This is a genomic window from Lactobacillus fornicalis, assembly GCF_055362665.1.
In genome coordinates, this window is the sequence record NZ_JBLTIM010000008.1 from 30,373 (window position 1) to 49,091 (window position 18,719).

Sequence of the window (18,719 nt, forward strand, 5' to 3'; positions counted from 1 at the left end):
TAAATTGGTATTAACTGTAATCGAAAGTAAACAATTTAGAGATATGGTGAGAGTTGCTACTCACCGTATGGGTAAAAATAAAGAATATGTCAACAATTTAAATGTTTTCCCAGTTCCTGATGGCGATACTGGTACTAACATGAATTTGACAATGGAAAGTGGCGCACGCGCTGTTAGTGAAAGTCAAAGTACAAGTGTTGGTGAATTAGTTGAAGCTTTGGCCAAAGGGATGTTGATGGGAGCACGTGGAAATAGTGGAGTTATTACTTCACAATTATTCCGTGGTATGTATAAAGCAACTGTTGGCAAGCAAACCTTAAATGCCCAAGAATTAGCTGATGCCTTTTCAAATGGTGTTGCTACAGCATACAAAGCTGTTATGAAGCCTGTTGAAGGAACTATTTTAACCGTTGCACGTGTAGCAGCTGAAGATGGTAAAAATGCTGCTAATGATAGTGATGATGTTGAAGTAGTTATGAAAGCGATTGTTGAAGGAGCTAAGCGCGCATTAAAGACTACTCCAGATTTATTGCCTGTTTTGAAAGAAGTTGGGGTTGTAGATTCTGGTGGTCAAGGTTTGCTCTTCATCTATGAAGGCTTTTTAGAAGGTTTACTTGGAGAAAACTTCTCTGATGTGTATACTCCTGACATTGATGAAATGGATCAAATGATGAGTGCAACTCATGAGCAATCACAAAGTAAGCTTTCTACTAAGGATATTAAGAATGGCTATTGTACTGAAATAATGGTTGACTTAACTAAAGATATTCCAGGTAAGAAGCCTTTTGATTTGGAAGAATTTAGAAAGCATTTATCAACTTTAGGTGATTCATTATTAGCTGTATCTGATGACACAATTGCTAAGGTCCATGTTCATACTGAACATCCAGGTGAAGTATTTACTTATGGGCAACAATTTGGTGAATTAGGCAAAATTAAAATTGATAATATGAGAATTCAACATGAAACAATTGTTGATGAAGCAGCTAAAGAAGAAGAAAAAGTTGATTTTGCTGTGGTGGCAGTTTGTTCAGGTAATGGTGTACGCCAATTATTTGAAAGTGGTGGTGTAAACCGAATTATTTCAGGTGGACAAACTATGAACCCATCTACTCAAGACATCATTGATACAATCAAGAAGTCTGGAGCAAGTAAGGCAATTATTTTGCCAAATAACGGAAATATTATCATGGCAGCTAAACAAGCAGCTGAGGTATGTGATATTCCTGTTGGTATTGTTCAAACTAAGACTATTTCTCAAGGATTAACAGCTATGTTAGCTTTCAATCCAGATGCTAGTGTTGAAGAAAATGTCGAAGCAATGAACGAAGAAGCAAGTATGGTTGTTTCTGGTGAAGTAACACGTGCTATTCGTGATACTAATATCAATAATGTTGAAATTCATAAAGATGATTTTATGGGAATTATTGACGGTAACATTGAAATTGATAAGCCAGATTTAATTGATGCAACTTGCGCAATGATTGAAAAAATGCTCGATGAAGATAGTGAAATCGTAACAATTATTTACGGGCGTGATAGTAATAAAAAGCAAGCTGAGGAAGTTCAAGCTAAACTTGAAGAAAGCCATGATGATTTAGAATTTGAAATTCATGATGGTGGTCAACCAGTTTACTCATTCTTAGTTTCAGTAGAATAGAAAAATGCTAAATAACTTATTTGAACCAGTCACTAGGCTAAAAGGGGTCGGGCCGAAAACGGCCGCTGCGTTAGAAAGTTTGTCAATCTATAGTATCTATGACTTACTTTTCTATTTTCCATATCGTTATGACGATTTAGAGATGATTCCACTAGATCAATTGAATGATGGTCAAAAGGTGCTTTTGAAAGGAATAATCGCCACTGAGCCTTTTGTTAGTCGATTTGGTTACAAAAAAAGTCGATTAAGCTTTAAACTCAGAATTGACCATGATATTATCATGGTCAATTTTTTTAACCAACCATGGCTTAAAAGTCAGCTAGAAGTTGGTAAAGAAGTGGCAGTTTATGGGAAGTATAATCTTGCTAAGCAAAGTTTATCGGGCTTTAAATTTGTGGCAGCTAAAAGTGAAAAATCCAGTCTTAGTCCTGTCTATCCAGTAAATCGCCATATTAAGCAAAAGAAGTTAATTGAACTAATTAAGTTAGCACTTGCTCAAAAACAGGAATTAATGGATATTGTTCCAGAAGAAATTCGACAAAAGTACCGTTTGATGAATGACCAAGAATTGGTTGAGAAAATGCATGAACCTAAAAGTCCTAATGAAGCAAAGTTGGCGAAGCGAAGTGCAATTTTTAGGGAGTTTTTTATTTTTCAGGTACAATTAGCTCTCTTAACAATGAGGCCACAGGGAAGATTAGGAACGGCTAAAAAGTATGATTTAAATGAAATAAAAAAGTTGACGAATACTTTACCTTTTGAGCTAAGTGCCGACCAAAAAAAGGTTATTAATGAGCTCTTTGCTGACTTACATCAAAAAAGACAAATGAGACGGCTTTTGCAGGGGGATGTTGGTAGTGGAAAGACAGTTGTAGCTGTTTTTGGAATTTATGCTGCAATTACTGCTGGTTATCAAGCAGCGTTGATGGTGCCAACTGAAATTTTAGCTAACCAGCATTTTGGAAAGATTGATGAATTGTTGCGACCATTTGGTGTGCGAATAGCTTTGTTGACTTCTAGCACGAAAACAATGGAAAAACGTGAAATTTATCGTGAATTGGCTGATGGAACCCTCAATGTAGTAATCGGAACTCATGCCTTGATTCAACCAGGTTTAAAATTTAAGAAATTAGGTTTGGTTATTATTGATGAACAACATCGCTTCGGTGTTAATCAACGTCAAAAATTAATGATTAAAGGTGAAAATCCTGACTTACTAGCAATGACTGCTACGCCAATTCCTCGTACACTAGCCTTAACTGCATATGGGGAAATGGATGTATCTGAAATTCGTCATTTGCCAGCAGGGAGAAAGCCGATTGTTTCAGCATGGATAACTAGTTCACATCTTGATCAAGTTTTAGCTAAGATGAAAGAACAATTGAGTCAAGGATTTCAAATTTATGTAGTAACGCCTTTAATTGAAGAATCTGAAAATATTGATTTAAAAAATGCCAAAGAACTTTGTCTAAAGTTACAATCTTACTTTAACCATGAAAAAGTTGTTTTACTGCATGGACAAATGAATGGTGAAGAAAAAGATCAAATTATGACAGAATTTTCGCAAGGCGATATAAATATCCTAGTAGCAACTAGTGTTATTGAGGTTGGTGTAGATGTCCCTAATGCAAATATGATGGTAATCTTTGATGCTGACCGTTTTGGATTAAGTCAGTTACATCAATTGCGTGGCCGAATTGGGCGAGGAAAGACTGAAAGCTTTTGTTATTTTGTAGCTGATCCAAAAACTGATATTGGTAAGAAAAGAATGGAAATAATTTCTTCGACAAGTAACGGTTTTAAATTATCTGAAGAAGATTTAAAGCTGCGTGGACAAGGTGATTTGTTTGGAAAGGCTCAATCTGGTATTCCTGAATTTAGATTAGGAGATTTAGTTAATGATTATAATACAATGGTTGTTGCCCAAAATGTGGCAAGACAACTTGTAAAGACAGATCCAGATCTAATGGAAAATTCAGCTTTAAAAGAAGTAATAGATTATAGTCAAAAGATTAAAGAAATAGATTAGGTGAAATTATGAGGAAAATTGCAATTGATGCGATGGGTGGAGAACATGCACCTGAAGCGATTGTTGAAGCTGTTTTAGAGGCAAAAGTTAAGTTGCCAAATACTAAATTTCTTTTATTTGGTGATGAAAATAAAATAAAAAAATTGCTAGCAGATAATTCAACTGATAAGCAGATAGAAGTGATTGCTACAACTGAAATTATTCAAGATGAAGATGAACCGGTTAGAGCTATTAGACGAAAAAAAGATTCATCTTTAGTTGTCGCAGCAAGATATGTTAAAGAAGGCAAGGCAGATGGATTAGTATCATTAGGTAATACTGGTGCTTTACTTGCAGCTGGAATTTTTATCGTTGGCCGAATTAAGGGAGTTGAGCGTCCAGGTTTAATGCCAACTTTGCCAGTCAAAAATTCTGATTTAGGCTTTAACATGATTGACGTTGGCGCTAATGCCCAAGCTAAGCCGGAATATATCCTTAAATGGGCTGAAATGGCTAATTTTTATGCAGAAAAAGTACGTGGTATTAAGAACCCAAGGATTGCTCTTTTAAACAATGGCGCTGAGTATGATAAGGGTGATGACATTCATAAAGAAGCATATCAGTTGCTTAAAGAAAGTAAATTAAACTTTATTGGTAATATTGAAGGTAATGAATTATTAGATGGTAAGGCTGATATTGTTGCAACAGATGGTTTTACAGGGAATGCAGTCCTAAAAAATATTGAAGGAACTTCAAGTGTAATTATTCATTTAATTAAAGAGTCATTATTGAATGGTAGTTTGACGACCAAGTTAGGTGCTTTATTAATAAAATCTGCTTTAAAAGGTGTTGCTAAAAAATTTGATACCGCAAAGTATGGTGGAGCAGTTTTATTAGGTTTAAATGCCCCTGTAGTAAAAACGCATGGTAGAAGTGATAAGAGAGCAATTTACTATACATTGTTACAAATGGATAAGATGATTGAAGAAGAATTAATTAAGTTATTTGTAAACGACTTCTCAAAACAAGATTAATAGACTTTTATTTAAGCTTGGCTTAAACTGTTTATAAAAATATATTGGAGGTATCCCATGAACGAAACTGAAATTTTTAACAAAGTTGCTGAATTGTTAGCAGAACATTTTGATATTGAAGCTGATAAAGTGACAAATGAATTAAACTTTAAGAAGGATTTAGATGGCGATTCAATCAACTTCTTAGAATTTGTTATGGATCTTGAAGATACTTTTGGTGCAGAAATCTCTGATGAAGATGCTGCAAAGCTTGAAACTGTAGGACAAGCTGTTGAATATATTAAGAGTCATCAATAAGAAAATAACTAGAGAAACTTGCAAGATTTTAAGATTTTGTTTATAATTAGAAAACAAATTAAGAAAACTAATCGACTTTTAATTTTTTAGTCGTGCTAGATGGAGGGATGACCTTTGGAGAAGCAAAGCGATCTGCTATTAGACGTACAACACTTGCATACTGCATATCGGTTGCAAGGTAAGTTCTATGATGCAGCTGATGATGTTAGCTTTACTTTAAAACGTAATGAGATTTTAGCCGTAGTAGGTGAATCCGGTTGCGGAAAAAGTACTATTGCTTCAAGCATTATTGGTTTGTATGACCATAAGAATACTAAGGTTACTGGAGATATTTTATATAACGAACTTAACTTAGTAGGTTTAAATGAATCACTTTTTAATAAGATTCGTGGTAATAATATCGGGATGATTTTCCAGGATCCGTTGGCAAGTTTGAATCCTTTAATGCGGGTTGGTGACCAAGTTGCAGAAACCTTGTACTACCATACTGATATGGATGAAAGCGCAAGAAAGAAGCGGGTTATTGAATTATTTAACCAAGTTGGTATGCCTAGACCTGAAGAAATGTACCGGATGTATCCACATGAATTATCAGGTGGATTACGTCAACGTGTGGTTATTGCAATGGCAATTGCATGTAAACCTGAAGTTATTATTGCCGATGAACCTACTACAGCTTTAGATGTAACAATCCAAGCACAAATCTTAGACTTACTTGAAGATATTCAGAAAGAATCTCAATCAGGTATTATTTTAATCACCCACGATTTGGGGGTTGTTGCAGAAACTGCTGATGAAGTAGCTGTTATGTATGCTGGTCAAATCGTTGAAAAAGCAGACGTTAAGACTATTTTTGAAAATCCAAAACATCCATACACAAGATCATTACTCCATTCTATGCCACAAAGTGATGATCAAGATGAAGACTTGCATGTTATTCAAGGTACTGTGCCTTCTCTTAAGAACATGCCAAGAACTGGTGACCGTTTTGCTTCAAGAATTCCTTGGATTCCAGCAAGTGAACACGAAGAAAATCCAGTATTACATGAAGTGGAACCAGGACATTGGGTTAGATGTACTTGTTGGAAGAATTTCCACTTCCAAGATGACCAAGAAGCAAGCGGGGAATAAGATATGGGAAAAGAAATTATTCAAATTAAAGATCTTAAAGTCCATTATCCAATTCGTTCCGGCTTTTGGAACAGAATTACAGACTATGTAAGAGCGGTTGATGGAGTTAACTTCTCAATTAATGAAGGCGAAACTTATGGCTTGATCGGTGAGTCTGGTTCTGGTAAGTCAACAACAGGTAAGTCTATTGTCGGTGTTGAAAAGGTTACCAGCGGTGAAATTCTATACAAGGGTGTTGATGTTACTAAGCCAGCTAATCGTAAAAAGCTGAATTATAACAAAGATGTCCAAATGATTTTCCAAGATTCAATGTCTAGTTTGAATCCTAGAAAAAGAATTGAGGATATTATTGCTGAACCAATTAGAAACTTCGAAAACTTGACTACTGATGAAGAAAGAAAGAGAGTTCAAGAATTACTTGATATCGTTGGTATGCCAAGTGATGCGATTTATAAGTATCCTCATGAATTTTCAGGTGGTCAAAGACAAAGAATTGGGGTTGCACGTGCTGTAGCAACAAACCCTAAGCTTATTGTTGCTGATGAACCAACTAGTGCGCTTGATTTATCAGTTCAAGCACAAGTGTTGAACTTTATGAAGAACATTCAACAACAGTACAATATTGCTTACTTGTTTATTTCTCACGATTTAGGTGTTGTTAAGCACATGTCAGAGAATTTAGCAATTATGCACCGCGGGCGTTTAGTTGAATTAGGTTCTCGTGAAGAAATTTATAAAAACCCAATGCATATTTATACTCGGCGTTTATTATCAGCTATTCCACGAGTTGATGTTGAACACCGTGCTGAAAATAAAAAGCATCGTCAAGCGGTTGAAAAGGAATTCCAAGAAGACCAAGCTAGATGGTATGACAAAGATGGTAAAGTATTTCCATTACGTGAAGTGAGTCGAAATCACTTTGTAGCTTTACCAGAAGAAGAAATTCATAAGATTGAAAAGGAGGGTGAATAAGATGTGGAAGACAATTTTACGTAGATTTCTTATCATGATTCCCCAAATTTTCTTACTTAGTGTGTTGGTCTTCTTCTTAGCAAAGATGATGCCTGGGGATCCATTTACTGGTGCTATTAATCCTAATACTGACCCCAAGGAAATTGCTCGACTAAAGCAAGAGCTTGGTCTTAATGACGCACCTTGGGTTCAATATACACGTTGGGTTGGAAACTTATTCCATGGTGATTTAGGTACTAGTTATATCCAACACGTACCTGTTGCTTCACTTATTTGGGATCGGGCAATTAATACATTTTGGTTATCATTGTTTACTGTGATTTTAACTTACTTAATTGCTATTCCTTTAGGAATTAGTGCAGGACGTAACCAAGATAAGTGGCAAGATCAAAGTATCCAAATTTTTAACTACTTCACTTTTGCCATTCCAGGATTTGTATTTTATATCTTGGGGTTGTATCTGTTTGGATTTGTTTTAAACTGGTTCCCAATTAGTGGATCTGTTGGTTCAGATGCAAGTGGAACTTTTGGCGTATTTTTGAGTCGAATCTACCACTTGATTTTACCAGGTACTTTAGTTGCCTTGATTAGCACAACTGGCATAGTCCAATATCTTAGAACAGGAATTGTTGATAATAAAGTTGAAGATTATGTAAGAACAGCTCGCTCAAAAGGTGTTCCAGAAAAAGTTGTTTTCAACAAACATATTTTGCGGAATTCACTTTTGCCAATAGCAGCATTCTTTGGTAATACAATTACTGGATTGCTTAGTGGTTCTATTCTATTAGAAACAGTCTTCTCATATCCTGGTATGGGTAAGTTATTCCTTGATTCAATTAGTCAACGTGACTATACTACTTTAACTGCTTTGATTTTGCTTTATGGTATTTTGACTTTGGTTGGTAACTTACTTTCTGACATTATTATGAGTATTGTTGATCCAAGAATTAGAATTCAATAGGAGGGAGTAGAAATATGGCTAAAGATAAATCAACAAAGAAAGAAAAAACTGCAGCTAAAGTTTCTTTACCTCCTTCAGGATTTAAAGTTGTTTGGCGTGAAATAAAGAAGGATAAAGTGGCAATGGGTGCTTTGATTATTATCATTGCAATCTTATTGTTTACTTTCGTAGGATCATTGTTTTTAAGCAAATCACAAGTTACAGAAGTTAACATTGCCGATGCTTACTATAGTTGGGGCGAAGCCGGCCATATCTTTGGTACTGATGATGGTGGGAGAGATATCCTACAATTATTGATGATGGGTGGCCGTAATTCAATTATGATTGGGTTATCTGTTACTTTAATTGTAGAAGTAGTCGGATTAGTAATTGGATTAATTTCAGGTTATTTTGGTGGTACTATTGATAATATCATTATGAGAATAGTTGACTTTATCCAAATTTTGCCACAAATGCCAATTTTAATTGTTTTTGCTGCAACTATTCCAAATTACAATGCTGTTACTTTGGTTTTAATGATTTCATTATTTGGTTGGACTTCATCAACTAGATATTATAGATCTTTTGTCTTGTCTCAAAGAGACCGTGAATATGTTTTGGCTTCAAAAACTTCAGGTTCTTCTAATTTAAGAATTATGTTCCGTGAAGTCTTGCCAAATATCAGTTCAATGATTATTATTGACGTTATTTTGACTGTTGCTGGTAACATTGGGATTGAAACAGGACTTTCATTCATTGGCTACGGATTACCAACTACCACTCCTTCTTTAGGTACATTAATTGGGTATGCAAATGATCCAGTTAACGTAACTACTAGACCATGGTTATGGGTGCCAGCTACAATTTTGCTTTTAATTATTTCTTTAAGCATTAACTATGTTGGTCGTGCTTTACAAAGAGCCGGGGATGCTCGTCAACGTGAAAACTAAGTTAATTTTATTAAAAAGGAATCTTACGATTCCTTTTTATTTTGCAATAAAAAATTATAATTGCGAATTTAACTTTAATTTTTATCTTGCTTTTCATAAAATAAATCGCGATTTTTAAGTCTTAATGCAAATTAATAGCAAAAAAATATAATTATTGTTAGATTTATAGTAAGTGGTTACATTGCTGATATTAAAGCATACAAAAGGGTACATATCTGCTTTAAAAATTAAATATTAAAAATAAAATGAGATAAAAATGTTGCAATATTAAAATAACCATGCTAAGATTAAAAACATCAAATCGGATATGAACCGACAAACAAATGGAGGGAATGTCATATGAGCAAAGTAAAGGTGTTAAGCTCTATTGGATTACTTACAGGGGTTGCTCTTACATTAACAGCATGTGGTAGTAATTCAAATTCAAGTTCAAATTCAGCAAGTTCAGTTTCTAAGTTTAAGGATACTGTCCCAACCAAAACTGCTAAGAGTGGTGGTACAGTAAATTATGCAATTGAAACTGATTCCCCATTTACAGGAATCTTTAGTAACGAATTATCAACAACTTCAACCGATTCAGAAGTTATGCAATTTGGTAATGAATCATTACTTGCTACAGATGATTCATATAAATTTACTAACAAAGGTGCAGCTACTTTCAAGTTAGACAAGAATGCTAAGACCATTACAATTGAAGTGAAAAAAGGTGTTAAATGGTCAGATGGTAAGCAAGTAACTGCCAAAGACATTGAATACGCATATGAAATTATTGCTAACAAGGATACTAATTCTCAACGTTATACTTCTTCTTTAGCTGATATTGTTGGTCTTGAAGAATATCATGAAGGCAAGTCTTCAACTATTTCTGGTATTGAAATGCCAGATGGTGAAAATGGACGTAAAGTTGTTTTACACTTCAAGGAAATGAAGCCAGGTATGACCCAATCAGGTAATGGTTACTTCTGGGAAACCGCGGTTCCATACCACTACTTGAAAGATGTCGCTTTTAAAGACTTAGAATCTAGCGACAAGGTTAGAAAGAACCCACTATTCTTTGGTCCATATAAGTTACAAAGTATCGTACGTGGTCAATCAACTACTTGGGTTCCAAATAAGTACTACTGGCGTGGAACTCCAAAGCTTAAGAAGATTGTTGCTACAGTTGTTGGTACTAACTCAGTAACTCAATCAATTAAGAGTAAGAAATTTGATGTTGCCCAAGTTATCAATTCACAATGGAATAATGTGAAGAATACTAAAGGCGTTAACTTTATTGCCCAAGTACCTCTTTCTTACAGTTATTTAGGATTTAAGGTTGGTAAATACGATACTAAGACTGGCAAGAATGTGATGGACAAGAATTCTAAGATGAATAACAAGGCTCTTCGTCAAGCTATTGCATATGCTATGAACGTTAATGAAGCTTACAAACGTTACTTTAACGGTCTTGCATTTAGAGTTCCTACTTTAATTCCAGAACAGTTTGGTAAATACTTCAGTAAGAATGCTGATGCATATTCATACAACTTGAAGAAGGCTGAACAAATCTTAGATAAGGCTGGATACAAGAAAAAGGGTAAATATCGTGTTCAACCAAATGGTAAGAAGTTAGTAATTTACCTTGCTGCTAGAAGTGGTAGCTCAGTAAGTGACTCTATTACACAAAACTACATCCAACAATGGAGAAAGATTGGTTTAGATGTTAAGCTTTCATCAGGTCGTTTAATGGAATCAAATTCATTCTATGATAAGATTCAAAATGATTCTCCTAATATCGATATGTTTATGGCTGGTTGGTCACTTTCTAGTGAACCATCACCAGCTGACTTATACAGTGAGCAAGCACCATTTAACTTTGCAAGATTTGTAACTAAGAAGAATACTCAATTGTTAAATGAAATTGATTCACAAAAAGCATTTAACAATAGTTACCGTGTGAAGAAATTCCACGAATGGCAAAAGTATATGAACGATGAAGCTTATGTTGTTCCAGTATCAAATGGTTATGAAATTTCTGCTATTAACAACAAGTTGACAGGTTATAGTTTGAAGCCAAGTCTCGGTAATGGTAACGGTCAACCAAACTGGTACTATGTTGCTTACGCAAAATAAAAAATAAACCGATACAAACCGAATAATACCTCGAAAAAGATTCCTGAAAGGAATCTTTTTTGTTTTCTCATTTTTTATTCTTTAGTTTAAATAAAAATAAATTTCTATAAAAAATAACTATGCTTTTTTTCATTAAATTTTGGTGGTAAAATAGTTATTGTCATTGGATGACGATGAGGAGAATAATATGAAAAAATTAAAGGTATTTACAGGTTTAGGTTTATTGACAGCAGTCGCCCTCACAACAACTGCTTGTGGTGGCAATAATAATGGGTCTAATGCTACTAAGCAAGCGATTAGTTTTAAGCAGGCAGTTCCAACTAAGACTGCTAAAAAGGGTGGAAAAGTAAATGTTGCTATCGAAACTGATACACCATTTACTGGGATTTTTAGTAATGAATTGTCTACTAGTGCAATTGATAGTGAGGTTATGCAGTATGGGAGTGAAAGCTTATTCTCAACTGATGATGAATATCGATACACAAATGATGGTGCTGCAAGTATAAAAATTGATCAAAATGCTAAAACAGCTACTATTAAATTAAGAGATAATGTGAAATGGTCTGACGGGCAACCAGTTGTTGCTAAAGATATTGAATTTGCTTACGAGATACTTGCTAATAAGGAAACTCAATCGCAAAACTATACTTCAAGTTTGGAAGATATTGTGGGAATGAAAGACTACCACGAGGGAAAGGCGTCCACTATTTCTGGTATTGAAATGCCAGATGGTAAGACAGTAGTTATTCACTTTAATGAAATGAAGCCAGGTATGACTCAATCAGGTAATGGTTATATTTGGGAAAATGCAGAACCATATCATTATTTGAAAGATGTAAGTTTTAAGAAGTTAACTTCATCAGATAAGATTAGAAAGAATCCATTGTTCTTCGGTCCTTATAAACTATCTAAGATTGTTCGTGGTCAATCAGTTACTTGGGTTCCAAACAAGTATTACTGGCGTGGCACTCCAAAGTTAAGCCAAATTACAGCAACAGTTGTTTCACCAAATTCTGTTTCACAATCTATTAAGTCAAATAAGTTTGATGTAACTCAAGTAATTAATTCGCAATGGCAAAACATTAATTCAACCAAGAATGTTAACTTCATTGCTAAAGTTCCTCTTCAATATACTTATCTTGGATTTAAAGTTGGTAAATACAATTCAACTCTTGGCAAGAATGTGATGGATACAGATTCCAAGATGAATAATAAGGCTTTGCGTCAAGCTATTGCTTATGGCATGAACGTTAACCAAGTTTATAAGCGTTATTCATCTGGATTAACTTTTAGAATTCCAACCTTGATTCCAAAACAATTTGGCGATTACTTTGATAAAGATGCTAAGGGTTATTCATTCAACCTTAAAAAGGGTGAAGAATTACTTGATAAGGCTGGATACAAAAAACGTGGAACTTATCGTGTTCAGCCAAATGGTAAACCTTTAACTATTCACTTAGCAGCAATGAGTGGTTCTTCAATTCAAGATGCAGTTATTCAAAACTACATTCAACAATGGAAGAAGATGGGCTTGCACGTTGTTTTGACAGGTGGACGTTTGATTGAATTTAATTCATTCTATGATAAATTGAAAAATGATGCTCCTAACGTTGATATGTTTATCGGAGCATGGAGTTTATCAAGTGAACCATCACCAAATGATTTATATAGTGAAACAGCTCAATTTAACTATAGTAGATTTGTAACTAAGAAGAACAATGAATTGCTTAGTGAAATTGACTCACAAAAAGCCTTTAATCATAAATATCGTGTGAAGAAATTCCATGAATGGCAACAATATATGAATAACCAAGCTTATGTGGTTCCACTTACTAATTCATATTCAATTATGGCAATTAATGATAAGTTAACGGGTTACAGTTTGCAGCCATCTAAGAGTAATGGTAATGGCTTCCCTAACTGGTACTATGTTGCTTATAAAAAATAGATTTAATATTTGAAAAAGGACCGAGATGGTCCTTTTTTGCGTACTGAAAAATAGGTATAATAGAGCTTTAGAAAGGATTTTGAGATGGTAAGTACAAAGTTTAAAAATTACTTATTTGAAGAATATGGAATTAAGTTTAAAAATGAAACACTTCTTGAAGAAGCATTTACACATTCTTCATATGTAAATGAGCATCCTAAGGAGTCAGCTGGTAATTATGAAAAGCTGGAATTTTTAGGAGATGCTGTGCTTGAATTAGCTGTTTCGGATTATCTCTATCGGCATTTTCCAAGCTTAAATGAAGGGCAGCTAACCCGCTTACGTTCTAACATTGTTCGTACAGAAGGCTTTTCTGGCTTTGCTATTGAGTGTGGTTTCCCAGCTGAGATTAATTTGGGGCGCGGCGAAGAAAAAACAGGCGCTAGAGAAAGAAAAACTTTACTAGAAGATGTTTTTGAAGCATTTAATGGGGCGTTATTCCTTGATCAAGGAATGGATGCTGTTCAAAAATTCTTAAAATTAACTGTTTATCCATTGATTGATAGTGGCGAATTTACTGATTCAAGAGATTATAAGACTGATTTACAAGAGCTTTTACAAGTCAATGGTGCAATTAAGATTGAGTATCAAGTTCTTGAGGAAACTAAACTTCCTTCTAATTTTAAAGTAGCATTATTTGTTGAAGGAAAGAAAATTTCCGAAGGTAGTGGACATAATAAAAAAGCAGCTGAACAAGTAGCAGCTAAATTAGCATTAATAAAATATCAAGAGAAATAAGGTGAAAAGGTGCCATTAACTGAACTTACCCTAACAGGGTTTAAATCTTTTGCAGAAAAAACAAAAATAAAATTTGGCGATGGCATCACTGGTATCGTTGGTCCAAACGGTAGTGGGAAAAGTAACATTACAGAAGCAATTCGCTGGGTAATGGGTGAGTCAAGCGCTAAGTCTTTGCGTGGTAGTAACATGAAAGACGTAATTTTTGCGGGTAGCCAGTATAGGACGCCAATGAATCATGCGGAAGTGGAGCTTGTATTTGAAAATAAGAATCGTGCTCTTAACTTCGATGCTGATCGTGTAACGGTTGCCCGGAGAATCCTACGTAGTGGAGATAGCGAATATTTAATTAATAATCAAACTGTTCGCTTAAAAGATGTGCATGCATTGTTCATGGATTCTGGAATTTCACAAGATTCATTAGCAATTATTTCTCAAGGAAAAGTTGATGAAATTTTAAATTCTAGACCTGAAAATCGTCGTGCTATCTTTGAAGAGGCTGCTGGAGTGCTTCGATTTAAGGAACAAAAACAAGCAGCAACCAATCAATTAGCTAAAACTACTGATAATTTAATCAGAATTAATGACTTGGTTAATGAACTTGAAGGACGAGTTGAGCCGCTTCATAAGCAAAGTAGCCTGGCAAAAGAATATAAATTCCAAAAAGCTGGGTTAGATAAAGATTTAAAGACTTTGCTAGCCTTTGAGTTACAAGATTTAGAACTAAAAAGAACTGAACTAGCTAAAAAAACAGAAAAAAGTAAGATTTTGCTTAATAAGCTTGATGAGGAAGTTAGCCAATCTCAAAATGATTTGGCACAGAAAAAAAATCAACTAGCTAAAACAACTAAGGAAAAAGAAGCATTGCAAGAACGTCTTCTTAACCTAACGCAAGAAACTTCCAACTTAAATACTGATTTACAAGTTGCAGAACAATCTGACCAATATAATGATGCAACAAAGCATGAGTATGAAAATCAGTTAAATGAGTTAAAAAAGAACTTATCTTCCTTGACTGAAAAAGAAGCCTCTTTACAAAAAGAAGTAGATCAAGTTGCTACTCAAGAAGCTGCTTTAGCTAAAAAGAGGGATGGATATGCGCAAAGCTTACATTCTGATCCTGAAACCTTGAGCAAGGAATTAGAAAATTTGCGTAATGATTACATTCAAAGCTTGCAAGATCAAACAAGCAATAATAATGACTTGGTTTATGCAGAAAATGAATTGAAACGGCTAAACAATGCTGCAATGCCTGAATTAAAGACAGCTGAAGCAGAACTAGAAAAGGCTGAGGCAGAACTAACTCAATTAAAGCAGCAAGGTCAAGAAGCTAGTGCTAAGAAAAATAACTTACAAAATCAAGTTCAACTAAAAAGTGATTTAATTAATGATTTAACAGCCAAACAAAACTTAGCTAATCGCTCTTTGCAAGATATAAGTCAAAAATATCAAGCAGCTAAGGCTCAGAAAGAAGCGTTAGAAAATATTCAAAAGCGCCATGAAGGGTATTACTATGGTGTTAGAAATATTTTAAATCATTTGGATCAATATCAAGGCGTTATTGGTGCTGTTGGTGAGTTGCTTGATTTCCCAGCTGAGTTAGAAGCGGCTTTAACAACTGCACTAGGTGGCGGTGTTCAGGATTTGGTTACTGATACTAAGCAATCTGCTAGAAACGCAATTATGCAACTCAAGCAAAATCGAATGGGGCGAGCAACTTTCCTTCCATTAGATGGCTTGCGATTTAGTACAATTCCTTCATCAACAGTCACAACTTTAAAGTCGATGCCTGGTTTTATTGGAGTTGCAAGTGAATTAGTTAAAACTAAAGGGCAAGTTGATATATCAGTAGCTGTTAATTATTTATTGGGTAACGTAATTGTTGCTGACACAATTGATAATGCAATGAAGATTAATAGCCGTATCTATCGCTATCGTATTGTTACTTTAGATGGGGATGTTATTAGTCCGGGTGGTTCAATGTCTGGTGGGGCCAAGAATCAGAGAAATAATTCCCCACTTCAAACAGCTGGTGAGATTAATAAGTTAACTAAAGCTGTGAATGAATTGGTAGCTGGAGTAAAAGCAGCTAAAGAGAAGATTATTACTTTAGATAAAAAAATTTCTAAAGAAAAAAAGATTTTTGCAAGCTTAAATGATGAACTACAAGTGGCTATTCAAGATTTAAGTGCATTAGCTTTAAGTTATCAAAACAAAGAAAGTGAAGTTAAGCGTCTTAAAGAAGCGCATCATCTCTATCAAAATCGTGCTGATGAAAGAGCAGCAGAAATCAAGCGTTTAGAAGAAAAAATTAAAGAGAAAAAACAAATACAAACGCAAATCAATGACCGCTTAGAAAAACAAAAACAGGCAATGGCCGAAAAGAAAGATCAGATTGATGATTTTGCAAATCTTAATAAAGATGTTCAAGCCAAGCTTGCAGAGTTGAATCCAAAATTAGCTGTTCTTCACAATCAAAAAAACAATTTGAAAGCTAAGTTACATGATTTAGCATCTCAAAAAGAGACTAGTACATCCCAAGTAAAACTTTTAGAAACTAAGCTAGCTGATTTAACTTCTAATAAAGAATTAACAGCTGAGCAAAAAGCTCAAAAAGTTCAAAAAATTACTGAATTGACTAAAGAAAAACAAGAACTAGAAGTAAAATTAAAAGAAATTAGTAGTCACTTGGGACAATTAGATGCTCAGATTAGCCAATTAGATGCTAGTTTCACTCGAAATTACGACTTGCGAAAAGATGCAGCAACTGAGCAGGAAAGTTATTCTGTCAGTTTAGCGCAAGTTAAAACTAAGATGAAGCAACATCTTGATAAATTACGTGATGAATATGCTTTAACTTATGAAATGGCTCTAAATCAGGCTGAAATTGAAAATAATTCTGAAAATCAGGCTAGATTAGCCAAAAGCGTTAAATTGCATCAGATGAGTTTAGATGATATTGGCCCTGTTAACTTGTCTTCAATTGAAGAATATGAAGAGGTTAAGAGCCGTTATGACTTTTTAACTGGACAACAAGCTGATTTACTTAAAGCTAAAGAAGACATTGAAAAATCAATGGCTAACCTTGATGAAGAAGTTAAGAAGCGCTTTAGTCACGCATTTAAAGAAATTGCCAAGAGCTTTAGCCAAATTTTCCCAGTTGTCTTTGGTGGTGGAAATGCTAAGTTGGTTTTAACTGATAGTGATAATCTATTAGAAACAGGGATTGAAATTATTGCTCAACCACCTGGTAAAAAGCTCCAAAAGTTAAGTTTGCTTTCTGGTGGAGAAAGAGCCTTAACAGCAATAACTTTGCTTTTTGCAATTTTACAAGTAAATCCAGTACCTTTCTGTATCCTTGATGAAGTAGAAGCTGCTCTTGATGATGCAAATGTAACAAGATTTGCTAAGTTTTTACATCATTATGATATGCATACACAATTTATTGTGATTACCCACCGACGTGGAACTATGGAAAAAGCAGATCAATTGTATGGTGTAGTTATGCAAGAATCAGGAGTATCACAGGTTCTTTCAGTGTCATTGAAAGAGATTAAAGATAATGATGAGGTGAGTTAATGGGATTATTTGACAAAATTAAAAAAACATTATTTGGGAATAATGAGGAAAAAGCTAAGCAGGCTCCTTCTAAGCCAGAAGAGGAAAAGGCGGAAGTTGCTGAAGAAACTAATGAAGTAAAACCAGAAGAAAATAAATCAGCGGAAATTGAAACTAATGCGGAAGCAGCTGAAGATAAAAATGAAAGTTCAGCTTCTGATGAAGTAAAAAATGAGCCGGAAGTAAGTTTTACCAAAGAAGAGCAAACTGATTCTGAAGAAGTTGTTGATTCAAAGCCAGAAAAAGATATTGTGGCTAGTCAAGAAGTTGAAGATAGTAGCTCAGAAGAAGAAAAAGGCGAAGAAACAGAACCTGAAGCAGAATCTAGCGAAAGTAAAACGCAAGAGCTTTATGATAGTGGCTTGAAAAAGACTAATCAGGGCTTTGGAGCTAGACTTAATGCCTTTTTTGCTCAATTTAGAAGTGTTGATGAAGACTTCTTTGATGAATTAGAAGATTTGCTAATTGAATCTGATGTTGGTTTTGAAACTAGTGAAGAACTAGTTGAACAGCTAAAAGACGAAGCAAAATTGCAAAATGCCAAGAGTCACGATGAACTCAAAAAATTAATTGTCCAAAAATTAGTAGACATTTACGATCAAAATGGTGATTCAGAGGCTGAAAAATTAACGTATAATGATGGTAAGACTAATGTTTACCTTTTTGTTGGGGTTAATGGAGCTGGTAAAACTACAACTATCGGTAAATTGGCCCAACGTTTCAAGAATCAAGGTAAGAAAGTTGTCTTAGTTGCAGCTGATACTTTTAGAGCTGGTGCAGTTGAACAGCTAAAAGAATGGGGAAGACGTACTGAAACAGAAGTTGTAACAGGTCCCGTTCAAGCTGATCCAGCAAGTGTAGTCTATGATGGTGTTAAACATGGCTTAGAAGAAAAGGCAGACTATGTTTTAGTTGATACAGCAGGTCGACTTCAAAATAAGCAAAACTTAATGAAAGAACTTGAAAAAATAGAACGTACTATCAAAAAGTTACTGCCAGAAGAACCAAGTGAAACATTATTGGTTTTAGACGGCTCAACTGGACAAAATGCCTTACTTCAAGCAAAGGATTTTGATAAGACTACTAAGTTAACTGGATTAGTTTTAACTAAGTTAGATGGTTCTTCAAAAGGTGGGGTAATTTTAGCAATCAGAAATGAAATGAAATTACCTGTTAAATTAGTTGGTCTAGGTGAAAAGGCAGAAGATTTAGCTGATTTTGATGCAGCTAGTTATGCTGTTGGTTTATTCCACGGCATTGTATAAGGAGAAA

The 18,719-nt window shown here is 34.6% G+C and carries 13 protein-coding genes; all 13 read left to right on the top strand.

All coding sequences use genetic code 11. The features are described 5' to 3' along the window. The first annotated feature begins 4 nt into the window (after positions 1–4). Entirely contained in the window at positions 5–1,660 is a 1,656-nt protein-coding gene (locus ACNDLV_RS02440; protein ID WP_006586913.1) for a DAK2 domain-containing protein, read from the top strand. Positions 1,661–1,664: 4 nt separating this feature from the next. Further along, a complete protein-coding gene (gene recG / locus ACNDLV_RS02445; protein WP_006586912.1) occupies positions 1,665–3,689 on the top strand; it encodes an ATP-dependent DNA helicase RecG in 2,025 nt (674 codons plus the stop codon). A gap of 8 nt (positions 3,690–3,697) precedes the next feature. Then, complete coding sequence (plsX, locus tag ACNDLV_RS02450) at positions 3,698–4,702, top strand: phosphate acyltransferase PlsX (protein WP_006586911.1); 1,005 nt, start codon at positions 3,698–3,700, stop codon at positions 4,700–4,702. A 57-nt stretch (positions 4,703–4,759) separates the two neighbouring features. Next, the gene (gene acpP / locus ACNDLV_RS02455) at positions 4,760–4,999 is read left to right on the top strand and encodes an acyl carrier protein (protein WP_006586910.1); all 240 of its coding nucleotides are present in this window, start codon (positions 4,760–4,762) and stop codon (positions 4,997–4,999) included. Positions 5,000–5,113: 114 nt separating this feature from the next. Beyond that, positions 5,114–6,130: an ABC transporter ATP-binding protein gene (locus ACNDLV_RS02460; RefSeq protein ID WP_006586909.1), complete on the top strand. Its 1,017-nt coding sequence runs from the start codon at positions 5,114–5,116 to the stop codon at positions 6,128–6,130. 3 nt (positions 6,131–6,133) lie between these two features. Continuing rightward, positions 6,134–7,102, top strand: a complete 969-nt coding sequence (locus ACNDLV_RS02465) for an ABC transporter ATP-binding protein (RefSeq protein ID WP_006586908.1) — start codon at positions 6,134–6,136, stop codon at positions 7,100–7,102. Position 7,103: 1 nt separating this feature from the next. Further along, complete coding sequence (opp4B, locus tag ACNDLV_RS02470; protein WP_006587361.1) at positions 7,104–8,063, top strand: oligopeptide ABC transporter permease; 960 nt, start codon at positions 7,104–7,106, stop codon at positions 8,061–8,063. A gap of 14 nt (positions 8,064–8,077) precedes the next feature. Then, positions 8,078–8,992, top strand: a complete 915-nt coding sequence (locus tag ACNDLV_RS02475) for an ABC transporter permease (RefSeq protein WP_006586906.1) — start codon at positions 8,078–8,080, stop codon at positions 8,990–8,992. A 339-nt stretch (positions 8,993–9,331) separates the two neighbouring features. Then, complete coding sequence (locus ACNDLV_RS02480; RefSeq protein ID WP_006586905.1) at positions 9,332–11,104, top strand: oligopeptide ABC transporter substrate-binding protein; 1,773 nt, start codon at positions 9,332–9,334, stop codon at positions 11,102–11,104. A gap of 187 nt (positions 11,105–11,291) precedes the next feature. Further along, complete coding sequence (locus ACNDLV_RS02485; RefSeq protein WP_006587360.1) at positions 11,292–13,052, top strand: oligopeptide ABC transporter substrate-binding protein; 1,761 nt, start codon at positions 11,292–11,294, stop codon at positions 13,050–13,052. A gap of 84 nt (positions 13,053–13,136) precedes the next feature. Further along, a complete protein-coding gene (gene rnc / locus ACNDLV_RS02490) occupies positions 13,137–13,829 on the top strand; it encodes a ribonuclease III (protein ID WP_006586902.1) in 693 nt (230 codons plus the stop codon). 9 nt (positions 13,830–13,838) lie between these two features. Next, complete coding sequence (smc, locus tag ACNDLV_RS02495) at positions 13,839–17,408, top strand: chromosome segregation protein SMC (RefSeq protein ID WP_006587359.1); 3,570 nt, start codon at positions 13,839–13,841, stop codon at positions 17,406–17,408. Continuing rightward, positions 17,408–18,712, top strand: a complete 1,305-nt coding sequence (gene ftsY, locus ACNDLV_RS02500; RefSeq protein WP_006586900.1) for a signal recognition particle-docking protein FtsY — start codon at positions 17,408–17,410, stop codon at positions 18,710–18,712. Before smc ends, ftsY begins: the two co-directional genes overlap by 1 nt. Positions 18,713–18,719: the final 7 nt, after the last annotated feature.

Bases quoted from the DNA above. Each gene is read 5' to 3' on its own strand.
- recG (WP_006586912.1), top strand. From the start codon at position 1,665: ATGCTAAATAACTTATTTGAACCAGTCACTAGGCTAAAAGGGGTCGGG.
- plsX (WP_006586911.1), top strand. From the start codon at position 3,698: ATGAGGAAAATTGCAATTGATGCGATGGGTGGAGAACATGCACCTGAA.
- acpP (WP_006586910.1), top strand. From the start codon at position 4,760: ATGAACGAAACTGAAATTTTTAACAAAGTTGCTGAATTGTTAGCAGAA.
- ACNDLV_RS02465 (WP_006586908.1), top strand. From the start codon at position 6,134: ATGGGAAAAGAAATTATTCAAATTAAAGATCTTAAAGTCCATTATCCA.
- opp4B (WP_006587361.1), top strand. From the start codon at position 7,104: ATGTGGAAGACAATTTTACGTAGATTTCTTATCATGATTCCCCAAATT.
- ACNDLV_RS02475 (WP_006586906.1), top strand. From the start codon at position 8,078: ATGGCTAAAGATAAATCAACAAAGAAAGAAAAAACTGCAGCTAAAGTT.
- ACNDLV_RS02480 (WP_006586905.1), top strand. From the start codon at position 9,332: ATGAGCAAAGTAAAGGTGTTAAGCTCTATTGGATTACTTACAGGGGTT.
- ACNDLV_RS02485 (WP_006587360.1), top strand. From the start codon at position 11,292: ATGAAAAAATTAAAGGTATTTACAGGTTTAGGTTTATTGACAGCAGTC.
- rnc (WP_006586902.1), top strand. From the start codon at position 13,137: ATGGTAAGTACAAAGTTTAAAAATTACTTATTTGAAGAATATGGAATT.
- ftsY (WP_006586900.1), top strand. From the start codon at position 17,408: ATGGGATTATTTGACAAAATTAAAAAAACATTATTTGGGAATAATGAG.